Annotated in this window: 18 protein-coding genes; all 18 read right to left on the bottom strand. The window is 55.0% G+C overall.

Annotated features, from left to right (window positions below; all coding sequences use genetic code 11):
* The coding region (locus U9R81_RS08015) for a 5-oxoprolinase subunit PxpA (protein WP_322494962.1) at window positions 1-631 on the bottom strand (631 nt) is incomplete at its 3' end.
* 25 nt (window positions 632-656) lie between these two features.
* Window positions 657-1,814, bottom strand: a complete 1,158-nt coding sequence (locus U9R81_RS08010) for an MFS transporter (RefSeq protein WP_322494961.1) — start codon at window positions 1,812-1,814, stop codon at window positions 657-659.
* Window positions 1,811-3,091: a glycosyltransferase gene (locus U9R81_RS08005; protein WP_322494960.1), complete on the bottom strand. Its 1,281-nt coding sequence runs from the start codon at window positions 3,089-3,091 to the stop codon at window positions 1,811-1,813. Before U9R81_RS08005 ends, U9R81_RS08010 begins: the two co-directional genes overlap by 4 nt.
* Window positions 3,092-3,373: 282 nt before the next feature.
* A complete protein-coding gene (locus U9R81_RS08000) occupies window positions 3,374-4,066 on the bottom strand; it encodes a glycosyltransferase family 2 protein (RefSeq protein WP_322494959.1) in 693 nt (230 codons plus the stop codon).
* Window positions 4,067-4,142: 76 nt separating this feature from the next.
* The gene (locus U9R81_RS07995) at window positions 4,143-5,468 is read right to left on the bottom strand and encodes a Wzz/FepE/Etk N-terminal domain-containing protein (RefSeq protein ID WP_322494958.1); all 1,326 of its coding nucleotides are present in this window, start codon (window positions 5,466-5,468) and stop codon (window positions 4,143-4,145) included.
* 51 nt (window positions 5,469-5,519) lie between these two features.
* The gene (locus U9R81_RS07990; protein WP_322494957.1) at window positions 5,520-6,926 is read right to left on the bottom strand and encodes a glycosyltransferase family 39 protein; all 1,407 of its coding nucleotides are present in this window, start codon (window positions 6,924-6,926) and stop codon (window positions 5,520-5,522) included.
* Between the two features lie 4 nt (window positions 6,927-6,930).
* The gene (locus tag U9R81_RS07985) at window positions 6,931-8,307 is read right to left on the bottom strand and encodes a sugar transferase (RefSeq protein ID WP_322494956.1); all 1,377 of its coding nucleotides are present in this window, start codon (window positions 8,305-8,307) and stop codon (window positions 6,931-6,933) included.
* Window positions 8,308-8,481: 174 nt separating this feature from the next.
* A complete protein-coding gene (locus U9R81_RS07980) occupies window positions 8,482-9,252 on the bottom strand; it encodes a WecB/TagA/CpsF family glycosyltransferase (RefSeq protein ID WP_416180945.1) in 771 nt (256 codons plus the stop codon).
* 18 nt (window positions 9,253-9,270) lie between these two features.
* Window positions 9,271-10,506, bottom strand: coding sequence for a glycosyltransferase (locus tag U9R81_RS07975; RefSeq protein WP_322494954.1), 1,236 nt, complete (start codon window positions 10,504-10,506; stop codon window positions 9,271-9,273).
* 9 nt (window positions 10,507-10,515) lie between these two features.
* On the bottom strand, window positions 10,516-11,628 hold the full coding sequence (locus U9R81_RS07970; protein WP_322494953.1) for a glycosyltransferase family 1 protein: 1,113 nt from the start codon (window positions 11,626-11,628) through the stop codon (window positions 10,516-10,518).
* An 11-nt stretch (window positions 11,629-11,639) separates the two neighbouring features.
* Window positions 11,640-12,755 carry a glycosyltransferase family 4 protein gene (locus tag U9R81_RS07965; RefSeq protein WP_322494952.1) on the bottom strand — a complete coding sequence of 372 codons (1,116 nt, stop codon included), beginning with the start codon at window positions 12,753-12,755 and terminating at the stop codon, window positions 11,640-11,642.
* A 31-nt stretch (window positions 12,756-12,786) separates the two neighbouring features.
* On the bottom strand, window positions 12,787-14,202 hold the full coding sequence (locus U9R81_RS07960) for an O-antigen ligase family protein (RefSeq protein ID WP_322494951.1): 1,416 nt from the start codon (window positions 14,200-14,202) through the stop codon (window positions 12,787-12,789).
* A complete protein-coding gene (locus U9R81_RS07955) occupies window positions 14,199-15,350 on the bottom strand; it encodes a glycosyltransferase family 4 protein (protein WP_322494950.1) in 1,152 nt (383 codons plus the stop codon). Before U9R81_RS07955 ends, U9R81_RS07960 begins: the two co-directional genes overlap by 4 nt.
* A gap of 10 nt (window positions 15,351-15,360) precedes the next feature.
* Window positions 15,361-16,212 (bottom strand): tetratricopeptide repeat protein, encoded by an 852-nt coding sequence (locus U9R81_RS07950; protein ID WP_322494949.1) that lies wholly within the window; start codon window positions 16,210-16,212, stop codon window positions 15,361-15,363.
* 401 nt (window positions 16,213-16,613) lie between these two features.
* A complete protein-coding gene (locus U9R81_RS07945) occupies window positions 16,614-17,378 on the bottom strand; it encodes a class I SAM-dependent methyltransferase (RefSeq protein ID WP_322494948.1) in 765 nt (254 codons plus the stop codon).
* A gap of 53 nt (window positions 17,379-17,431) precedes the next feature.
* Complete coding sequence (locus tag U9R81_RS07940; protein ID WP_322494947.1) at window positions 17,432-18,868, bottom strand: lipopolysaccharide biosynthesis protein; 1,437 nt, start codon at window positions 18,866-18,868, stop codon at window positions 17,432-17,434.
* A gap of 70 nt (window positions 18,869-18,938) precedes the next feature.
* Window positions 18,939-19,340: a methyltransferase domain-containing protein gene (locus U9R81_RS07935; protein WP_322494946.1), complete on the bottom strand. Its 402-nt coding sequence runs from the start codon at window positions 19,338-19,340 to the stop codon at window positions 18,939-18,941.
* Window positions 19,330-19,653: a methyltransferase domain-containing protein gene (locus U9R81_RS07930; protein ID WP_322494945.1), complete on the bottom strand. Its 324-nt coding sequence runs from the start codon at window positions 19,651-19,653 to the stop codon at window positions 19,330-19,332. Before U9R81_RS07930 ends, U9R81_RS07935 begins: the two co-directional genes overlap by 11 nt.
* Window positions 19,654-19,676: the final 23 nt, after the last annotated feature.

Genomic DNA, 19,676 nt, shown 5'->3' with positions numbered 1-19,676 from the left:
CGTCTATGGCAATAACCACCCCATCGCGGGCAATGCTGATCGTCTGGGCCACACACGCTACCGGATCAATGATCAGCGCATCGGGGTGCCGCCGGTCGCGTAGCCGGCCATCAGCTTCGTAGGCCCGATCGGCGAAGGCTTCGGCCAGCACTGGCAGCCCCGCTTCAATGCCGGCGGCGATCAGCGCCGATCCGGCCAAGCCGACCAGCGCCACCTCGCGGCTAAACGCAGCGACGGCGTGAGCAATGGCCGCGGCGACGGCATGGTCGCGCGCAGCAACATTGTAGAGCGCACCGTGGGGTTTGACGTGACGCAGTTCTACCTGTTCGGCGCAGGCAATCGCGGCCAGCGCGCCAATCTGGGCCAGCACCCAATCCTCGATTTCGTCCGGCGATAGCGGCAACACGCGCCGGCCAAACCCGTGCAGGTCGGGGTAGCTCGGGTGCGCGCCCACCGCTACCCCTAGCTCGCGGCAGCGCCGCACCGTGCGCCGCATCACCAGCGGGTCGCCGGCATGCCCGCCGCAGGCGACGTTGGCCGAGCTAACAAAAGGGAGCACTCCCTCGTCATCACCGACCTGAAACGCGCCGTAACTCTCGCCGCAATCGCAATTCAGATCAATTGCAATCATGGTTTTGATCCCGTTAGCCATACTATCATGCCGGCGATTTGGCCACCGCTGGCGGACGGGCCATCCCGTGCCGGGCCACCGCCAACATCGCCACCATCAACGTTGCGTCAATCACGACCAGCAGCGCCCCGACCGGCGGGCCAAACCATCCGATCAACAACCCAAATAGCGCCGGCAGGAACAAACCGCCGCCGGTGCCGATTGTTAACGCGACACTCAATGCCGCGCCGCTTCGCCCGGCAGCGTGGGTAATCATCAGCATCGTGGTCGGGAAGATCGGGCCGCAGGCCAGCCCCATGATCGCTACTGCCGTCAGCGCCAACGTTGTCTGTGCCGTACCCAGCACCAAGAGCGCGCCACCGATCCCCAACCCGATCACGCACAACAAGAGCATGCGCAGTGGCCCAAGCCGGTCGCCCCAGAACGCTGCCGCAAAGCGCCCTCCGGTCAACATCCCCCAAAAGAGGCTGGTGCTCAACGCTGCCAACGACGACTCTAAGCCGGCGCCGCGCTCAAGGATCAACGCAATCCACCCGCCGATCCCGATTTCGGTACCGATATAAGTAAACATCAGCAACCCAAACATCACCGCCGCCAGCCAGCGCGGTGCGCCGGCCATCTGCGCTGCCGGCGCTTGGGTTGGTTCTTGCAGCCGGATGGCCGGCCAGACCAACCCGATCATCAACAGCGCGCCCAGCCAGATCGCCGCTTGTGGCCGGTCGAACATAGCAATCATGAGCGCGACTAACATGGGGCCGCCGATCGAGCCGACGCTGAAAAAGAGATTGAGGGCATTGAGCGCGCCGGCGGCGCCGTGGTACAAGCGGGCAATCAACAGATTGCCGCCGGCCAGCATCCCGCCATAGCCAAACCCGGCCATGAAGGTGCCGGCCAACAGGCCAATCAGCAGCGGGCTCAACCCGGCCAGCAACATCCCGCTCCCCATGAGTGCGGCGCCGGTGGCAATCACCGGTCGCATCCCCCACCGCCCGATCGCCGCGCCGACGCCAATCGAGGCGAGCACGCCGCCCAGCGAAAAAGCGGTAAACACCGCGCCTAACTCGGTGATATCTTTGCCAACTTGGGCCGCCAGACCGGGCAAGCTCGGCCCGATCGCCGACAGAATCCAGCCCACGCCCAAATAGAGCATGCCGGCAATAATCAATGCCCACGTTCGTTTCACGATACCCGCACCAATCGCCGCGCCGACCAGATTGCCGCGTTCGCTGTCGTCAGCTCATCATAGAGCGCGGCAATGCGTCGGGCAATCGCCGGCCAACCATACTCAGCCGCGCGCTGCACTGCCGCCGCCCGTAGCCGCGCGGCCAGCGCTGCGTCGGTTAGAATGCGCTCGATCTGGGCTGCGAGCGCCGCATCGTCATCCGGCGGGACCAGCAACCCGCTGCGCCGATCTTCAATCGTCAACGCCAACCCGCCCACATTTGACGCCACTACTGCCGCCCCGCACGCCAATGCTTCCAGCGCCGCTAGGCCGAACGATTCGTAATGCGAGGGGGCGGCCACCACATCGGCGGCGGTGTAGTAGAGTGGCAACCGCTCTTGCGGTTGCGCGCCGGCAAATTGCACCTGCGCCGTAATGCCAAGCTCGCGTCGCAGCCTATCCAGCCGGCGCTGTTCGCTATTCCACCGCTCTGGCTGCGTTTCATCATCACCGCCGACCAGCACCACCTGCAACCGCTCGCACCAAGCGGGGTGTTGCCCGATCAGCCGCGCCGCGGCCCGGATCAGCGCATCCATCCCTTTCAGCGGCTCCATCCGGCCTACGCACACCAGCATCAACGCATCGGACGGCACGCCTAACGCCGCCCGCGCCGTAGCTCGATCACCCGGTTGAAACCGGCGCAGATCCACACCGCACGGGATAACCCTGATCCGGCTGGCATCAGCGCCATAATGCCACACCATCTGCGCCCGATCGAGCGGCGTGGCCGCAACCACCGCATCCGCCTCGCGCATCAGCCGACGCTCGATCGCGATCCGCCGGTTAGTTTCGACCTCTTCCTCCGAACGGGCCACGCTATTCTTCATCGCGCCTAAGGTGTGGAACATGTGAACCACCGGCGCGCGCCAGACCCGCCGCAAGCGCAGTGCCGCTTCGCCCGATAACCAATAGTGGCTGTGGATCAGATCGTAACTCACATCTTCACCGTCGGCAAAACAGCGCACCCGGCTGACAAATTCGGGCAAATAGTTCAAGAGCAGATTTTTATCGTACGGCGCCGCCGGCCCCGCATGCAGGCTGATCAAGCGCACCCCGCGCCCCAGCGGTATGACGGTTGGCGTCGCGCGCTCTTGGCTGCGGGTAAAGATATCGACTAAAACTCCGCGCTGGCCGATCTCACGGGCCAATTCGCGCACATAGACATTCATCCCGCCGGCCTCTTTGCCTCCCAGCCGGGCCAGCGGACTACTATGGACACTCAGCATCGCAATTCGCATGCGTTCCTCATTACGAACGAAAAGCGAGCGTGCTGGGAATTTCCCGCGCCGCCCGCCCCTCCGCGGAATGGCGGCAGGCCCGCCGCCTGCCTTCCCTGAGTGTTGTATCACAAATTATCTGATTGCACAAGTTTTGCCGGTGAGATGTTCAAGATAGGTGCCAAACCGGCTCGTGTTCCATTTATTCGTGTCCTATTGTCCTGAAGCGGACACCAGTTCCCGCTGCTTGCCGCCCAAACCGTGCCAATCCGTCGCAACCTGTGTTAACCCGTGTCTGCTTAATTACACCCACAACCGGTACTTCAACAGGGCAAAGATGGCGTAAAACCCTTGAATCGGCTTCATCTTCTTGCCCTCTTCGTAGGTGCGGCCCAGATAGCTCACCGGAACTTCATAGATCCGGTAGCCGCGGCGCAGTAGCTTGGCGGCAATTTCCGGCTCGATGCGAAAATCGTTGCTCTCAAGCCGTAAACCACGCAAAATGTCGGTGCGCACCACTTTATAGCAGGTCTCCATGTCAGAGATCCAGCAGTTAAAGAGAAAATTCGTCAAAAAGGTAAGGAACTTGTTGCCGATCGCATTCCAAAAGTACATTCCGGTATGGCGGCCAAGAAATCGGCTACCGAAGACGACATCAACGCGCCGGTTCGCGATCGGTTTCACTAGCTCATAATAGTCTTGCGGGTCATATTCCAGATCGGCATCTTGGATAATCGTGATCTCGCCGCGAGCATGGGCTAAGCCGCTGCGCACCGCCGCCCCTTTGCCTCGGTTTTGCGGATGGCGAATGATGGTGAGGTTAGGGCGGGTGCGTGCCAGCTCGGCGAGAATCGCCGGCGTTTCATCGGTGGAATGGTCATCCACAATGATGATCTCTTTGTCGAGATCGACGGCTTCAACCTGAGCCAGAATCGCCGGTAGGGTCGCAGCTTCGTTATAACAGGGAATAATCACCGAGAGGAGCGGTCGGTTCATGGGTGTAGATGCCACTATATGCTGTGCGGGCGCAATGGGATGCACCTTTTAGTTAGCGATGCTTTCCAGAGCAAGATCAATCTCCAGCCGGCTTTGGCTGCGGCGGTGTGCTGCGACGAGCACTAGCCATTGCCTCCATCGCTACAATCACCGCAGCGGCCAGCACCATCCCGGCTAATGCGGCGATAGCAGCTTGCGTGAGGGCTCGCTGGTCAATCATTGGAGTTGGGTTGGTTACGGTGCCTAAATAGCGAACCGATACTTGCGGCGCGGCATCAGCGATCCGCAACTCTTCAATTCGCCGTAACAAGACTTCAACCAGATTGAACGCAATATCGCGTCTATGGATCAATTCGCGTTGGCGAGCTAACAATTGCTCGTGGCGAGTTTGCGCCGCGATGAGTCGTTCGAGCAGCAGCCGGGTGGAGGCGGGATTGAGTTCCTCCAGCTCCACTGCGCTTAACCGTTCCGCTTCGCTGTGTACGGCGCGGGATTCAGTTTCGAGGACGGAAATTAACTGATCGAGATCGGCCACTGTCACAGTCGCGTTAGTAGCGAGCGAACTGTCAATTTGGAGAATTGGACGATCACTGCCCTGATCGCTCAAATTGCGAATGCGGAGCAACAAGGCGGCAATTGCGTCAGCCGTGGCAGGGCCATCGCTGGTTTGGCTGGCCAACCGTTCCCGCAGCAAGCGTGTATCGCGCAGAGTCTGTTCAAGGATATTGCTGCGTTGTAAATAAGCGTTAAAACGGGCCGCGCCCGCCGTGCGGGTACTGTTAACCATATCGGTTAACCGGCGCACCTCTTGATCGGCGACGGTGATCTTTCCCTGCGCAATAAACGCCTCTAACGCGGCTTGCGCCTCTTGGTAGCGTTGCTGCGCTTCAGCCAGTTGTTGCTCAACGAGGGGAAGTGATGCCGTATTGCGAGTGTATGTCTCAGCTACGAAGCGGGCATATTCTTGCGCCCATGCCGTTGCCAATCGCTGCGCTTCCTCTCTCGTTTCGGCTTGGGCTTTGATCCATATCAGATCGCCGTCAGATTCGATTGCGATCTGACTTATTAATTTGCCGGGTTGGTATGTGATCGCTAGTGCCTGCGCCACCGTTGCTTCCAGCGTCGCATCGCGCGCCAGCCCTAGCAACGCTTCGCGCTGGTTGAACGTCGTGGTAAACAGCAGTGAGTCGCGGCTGGTAAAACGAGAATCCAGCGTCACTTGCGCGCTGGCCGGCACAATCAACAGCGAGGAGGTGGACGTATAGGGCGGTGTGCGGATCAAAGCCAAGACACCTACAATCACCGCCAACCCCGCCGCCACGCCGATAATGACCCACCAGCGCCGCAGCAACGCCCGTAGGTACGGTTTCAGGTCAATCTCGTCTTCCATGCGCCTATCCATCAGGTGTTCCTGCCGTACCCGTCCGATTATAGCAGACAGGTGCTTGCTTTGTCAATTGAGATAGTAAAAGGATGCTAACGCTATCAGCGCTGCTACATCAAAGATAGCAAAGATGACCAGTAAGACGTAGGGCGTATATGGTCGCCACCGTTCCGGCCAGAGGTGTTGCCATCCCAAGACCACCAACCAGATCGTGGGAACCATCGCCCAATAGAGATAGCGGCCACGCGGGATGTGGGGCCTGCCTTCGTTTGGTAGCGGGTGCAGCCGGCCAAACAGGACGAACCAAGCTACTGCTACCGCCAGCAGGCAGAGCCAGAGCCACCGCTGTTGCCACAATGGCAGGGCGGCGAACGATGTGAACGCGCCGCGGAACAAGCCGATCATAGCGGCCAGACTCAACCCGGCAAAGAGCCAATCACCCACTGGCGGCCAGACCGGGATATGCCCCCACGCCAGCCGTACCCAAAAGTGGCTATGCGCTACTTCGAGCGTGCGCTGGTACCACGGCCATGCCCGTCCCCAGTCAGTCCATGATATCAGCCACGGCGCCAGCGGTATCCGCAGATAATCACGCTCGATCGCTGCTAGCCATGGCCGCGTTTGCAAACCTTCGGCAGTCATGGTAAAACTGCTCACTGCCACGATGCCGGCGCCGGCGCTTGCCGCCAGCACATACACCCACCAGCGCAGCGGGCGCCGGTAGGCGACCCAGAGCAATGCCAACCCTAATGGTGCAACGATCGGCAACCCCGTGCGTTTGGTCAGAATGGCGACGGTTGCTCCTGACAGCGCCAGCGCCAAACCAGCCGGACGCCAGCCGTCACGGAGCAGGATCGCCATGCCCAAAAACGCCGCCGCTGCCGCGAAATTCATCAGGACGTCACTATTGAACGCACTCATCAGATCGACAAACGCCGGCGTTAACGCCGCCATCACCGCCAGCACGAGCGCCATCCGCGGTTTATCGGGTACGATCGTCTGTACAGTGCGCCAGATGGCCAATACCGTTAGTGTCATAAGCAAGGCGCTCACGATTCGACCGGCGTAGAGCTGTGTCTCAACCGGCAAATAGCGAAGTGGGCCGATGACGCTAGCCATCACTATGTAGTAGAGCGGCGGATGGTGGCGTTGGTCGGTGGAGATGGCCGGCGGGTGCGGGCTGAGTAAATCGGGTTGCACACCGGGCGGCCAGAACTGGTGGCGGTACATTGAATCGGCCACTTCGCGGGCAATCGCTACGTTATCCGGCGCGCTGATCCCGCCGCGAACAATACAGGCTGCGTACAAGAAATGCCCCGGCTCGTCGTAGTGTTGCCATGGCGGAGCTAGAAAGACATAGATCAGGGAATGCAGCAATACCAACGGCGCCAGCCAGCGGATGATCCGCCATTCAGCAACATAGTGGGCGACCAGATGCCGCCACTGCAGGGCGATGGCTGAAAATACCGGTTTCATTGCCTCAGTACGCGCCACGTCCTTGCCAGACCACGATCAGCGTTTTGGCCAGAATGCGCAAATCCAGCCAGAACGAGTAATTCTGAATATAGTAGAGATCATATTCGGTGTGCAGATGCAAGGGCTTATCGCTCCGCCCGTTCACCTGCCACCAGCCGGTCATACCGGGAGGCACCCGGAAACGCTGCCACTGCCACGGCTCGTATTCAGCCACGATATACGGCATCTCTGGGCGCGGCCCGACCAGACTCATCTCGCCGCGCAGGACGTTAAACAATTGCGGTAACTCATCGAGTGACGTGCGGCGCAGCTTCCGGCCCACGCGCGTTACACGCGGATCGTCTTTCTGCTTATGAATCAATTTGTTGGTCGTTTCATCACGCTTGGCGACCTCGTGCCAGCGCCGGTCGGCATCGATGTACATACTGCGAAATTTAAACATCTGAAAGCGACGGCCATGCTCGCCGATCCGCTCTTGCTTGAAAATCACCGGGCCGGGTGATTCGAGCTTGATCAAGAGCGCGATCAAGAGCATTATCGGCGAGAGCAGCACAATCAGCGTTAGACTGACCGTGATATCAAACAGTCGTTTGACCACACGCTGCGTTGGGGTCAACGCCGACTCGCGCAACGAGACGAGCGGTATTCCACCTACGCTATCAACCGGTGTACGGGCGAAGGCCAAATCGAGCGCTGTGGGTACCATATGCAGCATCACCGGTTCGCCGAGCGGTTGCAGTGACGATTCAACGACGTGGTCGTGCTGGGCCGGCGGTAATGCAAAAATTACCTCATCGATGTGATACTGTCGCACCGGCGCCAGCAGTTCGGATAGATGACCGAGCCGCAGCACGGATACCGGCGCGTCGCGTTCACTTGATGCATACTCAACAATTGCCACTCCCGTCCGTGGCCAGCGGCCAAACTCATCGGCCAGCCGGGCAGCCACATTTGCATCGCCGGCTACCAACACTCGCCGCATACCGCCGCGGGTTTGCCGCCAGCGGGTAAAGGTGCGGAAGCTAAGATGAATGATGCCCAAAACGACCAGATTAATCGCGACAAAGCGGAGGAAATGATCGCGATCGATCACATTGCCATTGATCAAATAGAGCATGCCGGCAAACGAGGTTGCCGCTAGCAACACGGCGAGGAACAGGCGGGTAAAGGCTTCGAGCAGCGTGCGGGTGAAGATAGCGCGTTGCGGGGCAAGAATAATGAAGACCAACGTCCATATTACAGCTACGCCAGCATAGAGCAGCCACTGGCGCATGGTGGTCTTACTATCAGCCCCAACAACGAGGGCGAGGCAGAGCAGCGTCGCGATCAGATCCCATACAAGTATGCTTCCGATCAATCGCGTGCGTAGGCGTTCCAGCATGCCGGCTCCTTGCGAGAAGGCGCTTGCCGGCATCGTGGCCGCGCCTTCACTCCATCCTAACCGGTGTAACACCCTACCGCGGGGTATGCCGAGGGATAGTATAGCACGGAGAAGGGGCATAGGGCAAGTAGAATACTAGAACAAGTGTTATCTAAGCGCAAACAAAGAGTACTATTATCTGCTAGTGCCTCTGCCACGTTGGGCCATCTGCCACAGATCGCGCGCCATTAGGGGGACTAGCGCCCACGGTTCCAGCAGATAGCGCCGCGCTAACCGGCGCGGCTCGCTGTAGAGCCGATAGAGCCATTCGAGACCGGTGCATCCCATCCAGCGCGGCGGGGTTGGGATTGCGCCGGCGACGTAATCGAAGCATGCACCGACTGCTATGATGGCATTCACGGTCAAGTGATCGAGGTTCTCGAGAATCCAGTGTTCTTGGCGTGGCATACCCATGCCTACCATCAAAATGTGGGGTTGAAAGTTGGTAATTTCGGCCAATACCGCAGAGTTGTCAGCCGGTTGGAAGTATCCGTCACGGGTGGCGATCTGCAAGGCGGGGTATTGTTGGCACAATCGTTCGGCGGCCCGTGCCGCCACCCCCGGTTTGCCGCCCAAATAAAAGACCCGCCAGCCTCCTGCCGTCGCTGCGGCCATCAACGGATGCACCCAATCAACGCAGGTGATGCGCTGGTCGCGGCGCAATGGATAGCCAAGCACCCGGCCCCAGTAGACCAGTGGCATGCCGTCAATGTAAATGATCTGAGCTCGTTCGTAAAACGCGCGCATTTTGGGGTCGCGCTGGTATAAGTAAACGCTGTGGAGATTGTGGTTAGCAATGATCCAACGCGCTTGCTGGGCGATGGCGGTGGCGATGCATTGGTTGAAATCTGGGATGGTCAGCGGATTGACAGTGACATTAAGTAAGCTTATTCGCCATTGATGCATCAGGATCATAAGACAGCATTAGGTTACACGATGTTCTTTTATTAATTGTAGCACGCCGCACTGCGTTGCATAAATACTATGATGGTTGATTACAAAGGTGCGGCCATTGGCGGCGAGGCGCTGCCGTTCGTGCCGATCACTGAGTAAATGGCAAACATGGTGGGCGAAGCCGTTTGCATCATCAGCTACGAGGAGGTGTTCCCCTTCGTTAATTTCAAGTCCTGCATAGCCGATTCGGGTTGAAACAACCGGTAGCCCCCGGTTCAGCGCCTCTAGGATCTTGAGCCGTACTCCGGAACCTGAGAAGAGAGGGACAATGAGTACCGCCGCCTGTTGATATAATGGTTCAATTGTTTCGACATATCCATGAATGCTGATACCGTCGGTGATATTCTTCAGTTTCTCGCCGCCACGGCCAACGATGTCGAGATGGGCTTGCGGAATGGTCTGTTTGATAACTGGCCAGCATGTGTTGATGAACCATTGGAGGCCGGCAAGATTGGGTGGATAATGCACAGAACCAACGTAGAGAATGTTAGGACCATTCGCTTCGGGTGTTAGCCGTTCATGTGCTGGCTCAATCAAGAGCGGAAAGTTAAGTATTTTGGCGGTTAGCTGTTGGTCTTGCTCGCTAAGCAGCCGGCCAATACGTGTTGTGATTGGGAGAAGATAGTCAACCGCACGCCAGATGCGAAGTTCGTACGCGGTACAATTGATTAAATCAAGCATAACTGCAATATTGGTAGGTCGCCATGGATGGTTTTTGGTGTAGAGATAGAGCATTTCAGCGGTGATATCATGGATGCGGTAGACAACTTTTACCCGACTCTTGATCTGTGCTGGTATGAAGTCCATCACATATGTTATTCCAAGCTGATCAAGATAGAGGATGTCAAAGGGTTGGCTTGCTAAAAGGTGTGTCACCGCATGGATCAATTCTTGGTTGTAGAGTTTGCTGACAATAAACGGTCGCCGCGTAACTAAGCTGCGCAAGAAGACGGCTACTTTGCTGGTGATCTGGCGGTTGCTGTATATCGGCTGTGGAATTGGTGGATGAATAGTCAGATTTGGTATAGCCGCTTGCAACGCTTGCATGTATTGGGGTGCGTTCTCGACTTCAGTGCGGTCTATCAGGGCAACTAGATCAATCTGCACATATTGCGCTAGATAACGCAGATCTTGAAACGTCGCGATTTGTTGGCCGCTCCCCAAAGGCCACGGAAACCGAGCTGTAACGCAAAGCACTCGTTTCATATGATCCTCTCACGAGTTCAGCGCGCAGTGATACGCTTGTGCAGTGAGGGCGACACAGCGTTCCCACGTGAATTGTTGGGCGTGGCGGATCCCGCTGTGTCGCAAGGTGTCTGCAAAGTCTGGTGCTGCTAGTACCTGTTCGATCGCGGTAGCGATGCTGGCGACATCATACGGGTTGATATAGACTGCGGCCGCACCTCCTACCTCTGGCAGCGAGGCGACATCAGAGGTAATGACTGGGCAACCGCATGCCATCGCCTCAATCACCGGCAAGCCGAAACCTTCATACAGCGATGGGTAGACGAATACATCAGCGCCTGCGTAGAGCGCCGCGAAAGCGGAATCATGATCATCATAATGACTGGTAAAGTGAACGAAATCGGTCAGTCCTAACGCGGCTGATGCGTGATAGATTGGCCCCGATAAAGGCCCTCCTTTCCCGACCACGATCAGGTGATGGGGCCAACCATGCTGGCGTATGATGGAAAACGCTTCGATCAGGCGCACAATATTTTTGCGAGGTTCGATGTTGCCGACAAACAAGATATACGGCCACTTGATGCCTAAACGCTCGCGTACACTGGTAATTGTGGTTTGGCTTTGAGGCTGAAAGACAGGATTGACGCCCAGCGGTGCGACGGCAATGCGTTCTGCTGGAATGCGGAGGTGTTGTTGTACGTCACGCTTGGTCGCTTCCGAAGTAACGATGACCATCCGCGCAAATCGGCGCATCAGGCGAAAGTATGTACTTAAGACAATCGCACCATGCCGGGGGAAGAGTTCGGGATACAGGATGGGGATAATGTCATAGATGGTGACTACTACCGGTACGCGCGCGGTGAGCGGGAAGCGAATACCCGGCGCATGGATCGCATGCATCTTTTGTAATTGAGCGCGTAGGGGAACGAGTCCTTGCATATAGGCGCTTTCCCACGCTAGCACGCTCAATTTGCGCCGTAAGTTGCGTTGTGGTGGCGGGTGCAACGGCTGTGGCAGATTGATGAGATGGAGATCGATGCCGTATGCGGCAAAGATGGCGCGGGCCGCAGCTAGGTGTTCAGTGTACACACTAATGCCGCCGGCGTAAAAGAGGGTGCTGGAAATATCTAACAATACGCGCATGATCGAACCTCTTACCACAACGATTGATAGACTTTGACGATTTCTTTCACATGATTCTCATGGCTGAATTGCTGTACAGCGTCCCACGCCTGCATCACGATTGTGTTGTACAGCGTGGCATCGCTCACCAAGCGCTCAATCTGCTTGGCTAACGCAACAGCGTCTCCCGGCGGCACTAAGAGTCCGGTGTGACCATCACGAATAATTTCACTGATTCCACCGATGCGGCTAGCAACGACCGGCCGTTTGGCGGCCATCGCTTCAATCACGACGCGGCCAAACGATTCTGGCTCTTTGGATGGCATGGTCACAATGTCAAGCGCCGACAAGACTGCGGGGATATTGTCTTGCCAACCAGTAAAATGTACTCGTTTGGTGATCATGAGGCGATTGGCTAGTGTAATTAACTCTTGCTGAAAGCCCGCGCTATGGATCCATTCCTCCCCTATGATTAACCAGTAAAGCTGCGGGTGTTCTCGTAACCGCGCCGCTGCGTTCAAGAAAATCTCATGGCCTTTCCGTGGCAATATACGGCCTATAATCCCGATGGCAAGCCCATCTGGCGGAATCCCGTATCTAGCTCGGAACTGCGCGCGCGCTTCAGGGGCGATGGTTTGAAACTGCCCGATATTGACTCCATTGTAGACAACCACGCACGATTGCTCTACCTTGAGGTGCTGCAATGTGGCTTTGACCGCATGTGAAATGGCAATTTGCCGATCGGCAAGTTTGATCAGCGTTTTCGTTATTGGTGATGGCGGCAATTCAATGTCACGAATATGCACAATGGTGGGAATGCGTAGTATCTTGCCAGTAGGAACGCCGTACAAGACGCTACGCACACCGTTGCAATGTATCAGATGCGGGCGCCAAGCCCTCGCAAGTTGCACGAATTGCCATAAGACGCAGAGATAGCGCAATGGCGCTCGCTGGGCCGAGTCAACCAGTGGCAATGGTATGGTGGTAATGCCAAGGCGCTGGGCGCGTTGCCCAATCGCGCTTGCGGGCGGGCAGACGAGCCGTATCTGCCACTGTTGCTGATCAAGCCCGCCCAGTAAGGTAAGTAAACTCTGTTCAGCGCCGCCAATCTGACCAACATTGTTGACAAACAAGATACGTCGCTGCATATTGCCTCTCGTGCAGTTATCCCCGATTGTCTTAGGTTGCGAGTTGCGCCGGCATCTGTCCTGATGGGGTATGAGCCTGTCCTATGGGCGATGCACCGCGCAAGGCAGTGAGGGTTGTCGCCGTCGTTCCCAGCAAGCTCCAGAGCAAGATTTGCATCATCGGCGGCTGCAAAATCGAATCAAAGAAGCCGTGAATCATGATCGCGAGCGCGAGGATCATGGTTCCCATTCCTAATCCGCGCGCAAAGGGTTGCGTGCTGTTGACAAGCTGATACCCGGTGTAAAGTATCACAATTAACCAGATGATTGTAACCAGTGCAAACACGATGCCATATTGGTACGCAGCGGTGAGGTAGATATTATGGGGTGAAATGTCAGGAGGGAAAATTCCCCAGCTTTGCAGCAATGTTCCCGGAATCCGGTCAGTGCCGTATCCGAGGAGCGGTCGTTCGAGAATGCGTTGCCAAGCGATGTTCCACACTTCTTGCCGGCTTTGCACTTCCGGGGTCGCTTGCGGTGATAAGATGCTGGTAAAGCGCTGTTGGACAGCTTCAGGCGCGAATTGCGCAGCGACCGCAATCGCAACCACGGTCGCGATCAGGGTCAGGATACTGGTTCTGATGTGCGACCAGCGTAAGCGCGCTTTTACGATCCCCACCATAATCACCGCGGTCACAATTGCCGCCCAACCGGCCCGTGATAAGCTAAGAAACAGACCAGCACTCGTCAATATCACTACGCCGATCCACCATGAACGCTGGCGGGTTCCTGCCATGAGCATACCGACCGCTAAAGCTAAGCCGACGTTCATCAGCGCGGCAAACAAGTTTGGTGAACTGGCTGTGCCATGAGCGCGAAAGAACGGCGCGTTCTTGTTCCATTCACTCACCGCAAACCGAGCGCGGAAGTCAAGCTCCTCTTTCATAAAGAGGCCCAGATACCGGCCATTCCCATTCTCGCTCAGGCCACTGAACCAGCGGCCATTGCTCAGGCTTTGGCCGATTCCGAAGAACGCCGAGACGCAAATCCCCAGTGAGATTGCGATCACAATCCACCGCCGCGTAGAGGCGCATGTGGCAATCTGGGCCACAATCGGGTACAACAACAAGATTTCAATGCTGCGAAACAACGACCATACCGCTTGCAATGGGCCGCTGAGATTGCCTTCTCCGCAGGCAAACCCGATCAAAGTTAAGCATACATAAAGTACCCACAAGCGCAAGAAGGGAATGCGGGCCAAGCGGAATACGCCCTTCTGATAGATGATTTGTCCCATGCCCCACACCAAGAGCACCCATATCAAGATGCTTGACGGTGTGATGGTGAAGGATACGATCTCGACCTGAAATTGAAAAAGGCTCAGAAACAGCAATAGCCCAATGATGGGCGTTATTGCTGGATGCGCAAAGAGCCGCCCTACCGGCTGCGTTGATATCGTGCCGCTCATAATTTGCCTACCTGCTGGTATAGCTCAAGGTAACGTGCGCCAATCTGATCCCACGAAAATTGGGCGGCGCGCTCTTGTAACGTCGCGGGAGGTGCTCCAGTTGTCTGCTGGTCTAACATCCGCCCCAGCGCCTCCGCCATTGCTGCCGGATCTTCCGGCATTACCAGCAAGCCGTCTATGCCATCGCGCACGATCTCAGGTATGCCGCCAACGCGGCTCGCCACCACAGGGCAACCAGCGGCTAGCGCCTCGAGGCAGACAATACCGAACGGTTCTTCGCGCGATGGAACAAGCACTACCCGACTTTTCGCAAACAGGCGCGCGATCTGATCGCGATCAGTTACAGCACCTAACCATCTTGTCTTATCTTGGATATTGAGCGAACCGGCTAATGCCTGTAGTTTGGCTCGTTCAGGCCCGTCGCCGGCGATGACGAGGTGCGGTATGGGAGTTGGCCGTTGCTGTTTGAGCATCGCAAACGCGCGTAAGGCAATATCAAACCCTTTTTTGTGAACCATGCGTCCGATAAGAAGAAGATGCTCGCGCTCACTGGCGGGTTGGCGTACGAATGGCGCCAGATCAACCCCATTATGAATAACCGTGAGTTTAGCAGCGGCGGATGGCGCAAGGCGCACCAATTGTTGGCCAAGATCATGCGAGCAGGTCGTAACGCGGCTCGCTGCTGCTACGATGCGTTCATTCCAGTAGCGTTGCCAACGGTAGAGACGTGGCGGAATGTTGGCATGGAAGATGCTTTGTACTTCTATACCCTGAAAAGTCGCTACGAGCGGCGTTTGGGTCAGGCGGCTCAGTTGCATTGCATAGGCGGCATTGCGGCTTACCCCTTGGGCATGCACGAGGTCGATAGCGTATTGTTCCACCAGTTGTTGCATTTGGCGGACAACCCACGCAGAAACGACGGGGTACAGCAGCGATCCGTGGATGGACAAACCGGCCGCAGTAAAGGGAAAACGGTAGACTGGCAGTTCGTCGATCGTTTCGTTCGCTGGCAGACGGAAGGGTTTTCGCTCGCTGATAATCACAGAGCGGTGGCCGGCTTGGCGCAACCAACGGCCTAAGGAATGCACAGCTTGCTCAATGCCGCCGATGTAGGGATAGTAGGTTGTGGCCAAAAGAAGAATATTCATCAACAGCTCGTTATCGGCATACTGTGTTGAGAGGTATCTGGAGTTGCGTTGCTTGTGAACAGTACCATGCTACCTTTTGATCGTCATGCGCTGTCTGCAAAACGGCCAGCAAATAGTTCCAGAGGTCGCGATTGGTTGGCTCAAGAGCTAACGCGCGGTCTATCTCGTCCCACCCCTCGCCGTGGGTGGTATAGCGGAGAACGCCTAAACTCATCCATCCCCACCCAAAATCGGGGGCTAAGGTAACGGCCTGCAAAAAATCGGCCTCGGCTTGGGTCGTATCGCCAGTGCCTTGAAAGGCAAGCCCGCGTAACCGGTAGACAATACCCAGATCGCGTAACGAAAAAATGCCCTGCGTTGTAGCAAGCGCCGTCTCAAGCGCAGCTAATGCCTCATTGAAACGTTTCTGCCTAATGCAGGCCTCAGCATAACGCACAAACGCCCACGATCGCATTGATGTCGTGATCCAACCGCGATCAGCCGTCACGGCTTCGCTCAATAATGCCCACTCAGCGACTTGATCGCCTTGCTGCCGGGCTAATTGCGCAGCAATAAATTGGCGCGAACTAAACGTGTCTTCCCCATTAATTTCGATCAATTGCAAGTATTGGGTCAATCCAGTGTAGTCCTTGTCCTGCCAGAGGCGATTGGCGTGTTCGATCAAAAAAGATGTAAGTACACCGGCATCTTGCAACGCCTTGGCAGCCATAGCGATGTTATTCGCGCGTAGATAGGCGGTAGCTAGTTCAATGCTAATCAGGAGACTGTCCGGTTGTAACGCTTTCGCTTGTTCTAGCGCCGTCAGCGCATCTTCCAACCGTCCGTCGAATTGGTAGGCTTGGGCTAGGCGGCGATACAGCAAGGCATCTTGGGCATGCCATTGGCGCGCGGATTCAAGTTGTCTAATCGTATCTGCTAGGTATGCATGATCATTCTGCGCAATAGCTTTCTCGAGGCGAGCAGACGCAGTGCTTATGATGATGTACGGATAAATATAGATGTAGCTCAACAATATGAGACCCAACACGATTCCAATGAAAAGTAAGCTAGTGCGAGTTCGTATGATCATCTGCGTAAGACCGTCACAAGCTAAGGTGTTGATACAATCGGCAGTTTTCACCATCTCCTGTCATCTTGCAAGGTTCTGAGACAGCAAAACGAGAACTTTAGGTTGATTGTGTCGCAAAATACTGGGTCAATGAGTGGGTTTGCGTGCGACAACGAGATAACCTAGCGCCATCCATTGATGAAGATCATCCTTAGTCACTGGCTGGAGTAGGAAATGCTGTAATCGGCCACTACGTCTGTATTGTTGGTAATGGTTGATAAGCGTTGTTGTAGCCAGCGTGACGCTTTAAGATACCACCATTGTGGTTGGCAGATCAACCAACGCACTTTTGAATATGAAAAGAGTGGTGGGTCGATTTGTAAGATATGGTTAACAAAACCGAGCGTGCGCATAGCGATTTGGTGTCCTAATACCAATATAGTGGCAACTAAATCGCCTTTTGTATAGGTGTGTAATATTTCTAAGCCTGCATTGCGGCAAAGCATGCTGATGCCATATATGGTAAAGCGCCAATAATCGTGGGGTAGTTCGTGAATAGGATAGATAAATGGTACTGATATAATAAGGTGACCGCCGGGTTTAAGTAAACGTTCAATTTCACGCATTACTTGAAACGGATTAGTAGTATGTTCTAGCACTTCAGTGCAAAGAATGGTGTCAAATTGTTGATGGCGAAAAGGCAAATACTCGGCAAAGCAGATAACATCAGCAGCGTGGGTGCCGTGTGGTGAAAAGGTGACTTCGGTGCCGATACTCATATCAACTAAACTATCATAAATGAGAGCATACGGACGATGACCACATCCGAGATCAAGTAAGCGGCCTTTTAAGTATTTTCTAGATTTGAGCAATAATTGCAATAATAATTCATTTGCAATAATTCCAAGGGTTTGCTGGTAATCTATCTCATACCGGTCGAGGGTAGGGTTGTAGGTGAGAAATCCTTGTTGTATTCGCATAGTATGTAGATTCCTTGTAACTCTGAATTTAATATTTTAAGAAACGGTTGGAATTACTTGCTGGCACTAAATGATTTTATTGGCGCTGATCGTTGATGATGGCGCCATAACCACACCCCACACCCGCCCATAATAATTATACCCCAGCCGAAACGCACAGTGGCGGCGACGAGATCTGGTAGCGACAACCACTGTGCTGTTAACCACAACCCGCCGTAGCCCATCATTCCAACACTGATGATGCTGATGATAGCGTGCCAAGAATAGCGCAATGGGTAGAGTTGCAGCGATCTGATGGCAATCAAGCTAGTCCAAATAGCATAGGCAACGACCGTTGCCCAAGCAGCGCCAGAAATCCCATTCATTGGGATCCACCAAAAGCACAAGCCAAGACAGGCGATCGCTGCAATCCAGCCTATCACCGGCAGATCTTGGGTGCGATCCTTCAGCATGATGCCAATGTTCAAGGGATAACTCAGGCCATAAATGATGTACGCTAGTAAAATAACCGGTACCAAATGCATTGCCGGCCAATATGCTGGTGGTGCCAACAGGGTGTATATCAACGGGGTTAAGGCAATAATGCCAAGGCTGACTGATATGGCTGTCCACAAATAGATCAGCAGCGCTTGCTCATATTTCGGTTCGGGGTTGGGTTCGGCGGCGATCTTGAAGCGCCGTGGCGCCCAATCAAGGGCGAAGGGCCGGGTAACTAACACATCGAGGATCGTGGCAATTTTGTAGGCCAAGGAATACAGAGCCACATCTTCTAACGACAGAAAACCTTGGATGACATAGCGATCGGCAGCCAATAGGATATAAGCCGCTACGTTCGTTGGTAACATCGGCAGGCCATAGCTAGCGATCCGCTTGATCATAGTTCGATCAAAGCGCCAGATAACCCATCGTCTACTGAGCATCAAGGCTACTACTAGCACCGCTAACGCGGCCAGTAAGCGTGCCCCAAGTGCGCCGGTCAAGCCCCAACCGCTCTCGACAAAACCAAATAACAGTACCGCAAATAATGCTAAACGACCTATCGACAATATGATAAAGATGACCGGATATTCGAGCATGCGAAACAGGGTCAGAAAGACGGTAAAAAATGCATCGCTCCAACCTATCGCCAACACCATGAAAAGGGTATGTGGCGCACCGGGAAAGCCAAAATGAACCCCGCTCGCCACAATACCGGTACCGCCGGTGACAATCACCAACCCAATCGCACCGACCATCAATAGGGTGCTACCAACCAACTGCGCGCGCTGGTGCTCATCGGGTTGAAACCAGTACTCGCGCATCAGGCCGACTTCTAGCCCGGCAAGAATGAATATATTCAACAAGAAGATTGACAACTCGAAAAGTGACCATGCGCCATATTCAGCGGGGGTCAGGGTACTGATTAAGTATGGGATGACAAACAGCAGTACTGCGCTGTTGGCGGCGTTGCCGAGAGCGTAGATAAGGCTGTAGCTGAAAATTCGTTTCATGTTTTACGCGCAAAAAGCCATTTGCTATTTGGAACTTTCATCCCATAAAGAGGGCAAAGGAAATGCCGATCTAACCATTTTGATCCAGAAAGCTGTTCTTTATTACGCGTTGTTCGAGTTTCCAAATAAAAGCATAAGCATTCCACCAAGCCAGATGGCTTTTGATTGGTGGTGGCTGTAAGATGGCAAAAATTGGCTCTATCTGAACGATACTAAGTTTGTGTTTCAGGAATATCTGATAATAATCGCTGTATGATCGCAAGCGTACATGAGTGGCGCTTTGTACAGTTTGTTGTGGAAAAATGTCAGAAACAATCAGCCAACCATCTACCTTTAAACGGGAAGCCATAGAGGAAATAGCGCGTTCGAATCGTTTGTCTTCGATAATGTGGAATAATACATCAGCGGCAAATACGATATCAAAATGATTGCTAATAGCTATAGGAGAAGATTCAGTAATGTCAGCACACACAAAATGAAATGACGGATGCCGTCGTTATTAATGTCTTAACACTCGTTGGACTAATATCTAAGCCAAAATACTCGGCAACATCATTCTGAGCAAAATAATTTGTATAGAATCCTGTACCACATCCAACCTCAAAGATTCGACTGCCAGCTAGTGGTTGTTTGATGCGGGCCAATCCAGTCGATAATGTCTCTAACCGCCGCTGATAAAGGCGAGCATTGTAGTTGGGTCCCAACCCGCTATGACCAACGCCGGTCAGATCAAAGTTCTTCTGCAGACGATTTTCCCAGTAATGACTGGGTGTATACTGTTTCATTTTTGACATTCCTTAATCAACCA

It is taken from the genome of Chloroflexus sp. (assembly GCF_034435895.1).
Taxonomy (GTDB): Bacteria; Chloroflexota; Chloroflexia; order Chloroflexales; family Chloroflexaceae; genus Chloroflexus.
Note: the sequence above shows the minus strand (reverse complement) of the source record. Positions and strands in the feature narration are given on the sequence as shown.

Coding starts and splice junctions, on each gene's coding strand:
- U9R81_RS07985 (WP_322494956.1), bottom strand. CDS start 8,307: ATGCTGGAACGCCTACGCACGCGATTGATCGGAAGCATACTTGTATGG.
- U9R81_RS07970 (WP_322494953.1), bottom strand. CDS start 11,628: ATGCGCGTATTGTTAGATATTTCCAGCACCCTCTTTTACGCCGGCGGC.
- U9R81_RS07930 (WP_322494945.1), bottom strand. CDS start 19,653: ATGAAACAGTATACACCCAGTCATTACTGGGAAAATCGTCTGCAGAAG.
- U9R81_RS07990 (WP_322494957.1), bottom strand. CDS start 6,926: ATGAAACCGGTATTTTCAGCCATCGCCCTGCAGTGGCGGCATCTGGTC.
- U9R81_RS07960 (WP_322494951.1), bottom strand. CDS start 14,202: ATGAGCGGCACGATATCAACGCAGCCGGTAGGGCGGCTCTTTGCGCAT.
- U9R81_RS07940 (WP_322494947.1), bottom strand. CDS start 18,868: ATGAAACGAATTTTCAGCTACAGCCTTATCTACGCTCTCGGCAACGCC.
- U9R81_RS08000 (WP_322494959.1), bottom strand. CDS start 4,066: ATGAACCGACCGCTCCTCTCGGTGATTATTCCCTGTTATAACGAAGCT.
- U9R81_RS07945 (WP_322494948.1), bottom strand. CDS start 17,378: ATGCGAATACAACAAGGATTTCTCACCTACAACCCTACCCTCGACCGG.
- U9R81_RS07965 (WP_322494952.1), bottom strand. CDS start 12,755: ATGCAGCGACGTATCTTGTTTGTCAACAATGTTGGTCAGATTGGCGGC.
- U9R81_RS08005 (WP_322494960.1), bottom strand. CDS start 3,091: ATGCGAATTGCGATGCTGAGTGTCCATAGTAGTCCGCTGGCCCGGCTG.
- U9R81_RS07975 (WP_322494954.1), bottom strand. CDS start 10,506: ATGAAACGAGTGCTTTGCGTTACAGCTCGGTTTCCGTGGCCTTTGGGG.
- U9R81_RS07980 (WP_416180945.1), bottom strand. CDS start 9,252: ATGCATCAATGGCGAATAAGCTTACTTAATGTCACTGTCAATCCGCTG.
- U9R81_RS07995 (WP_322494958.1), bottom strand. CDS start 5,468: ATGGATAGGCGCATGGAAGACGAGATTGACCTGAAACCGTACCTACGG.
- U9R81_RS07955 (WP_322494950.1), bottom strand. CDS start 15,350: ATGAATATTCTTCTTTTGGCCACAACCTACTATCCCTACATCGGCGGC.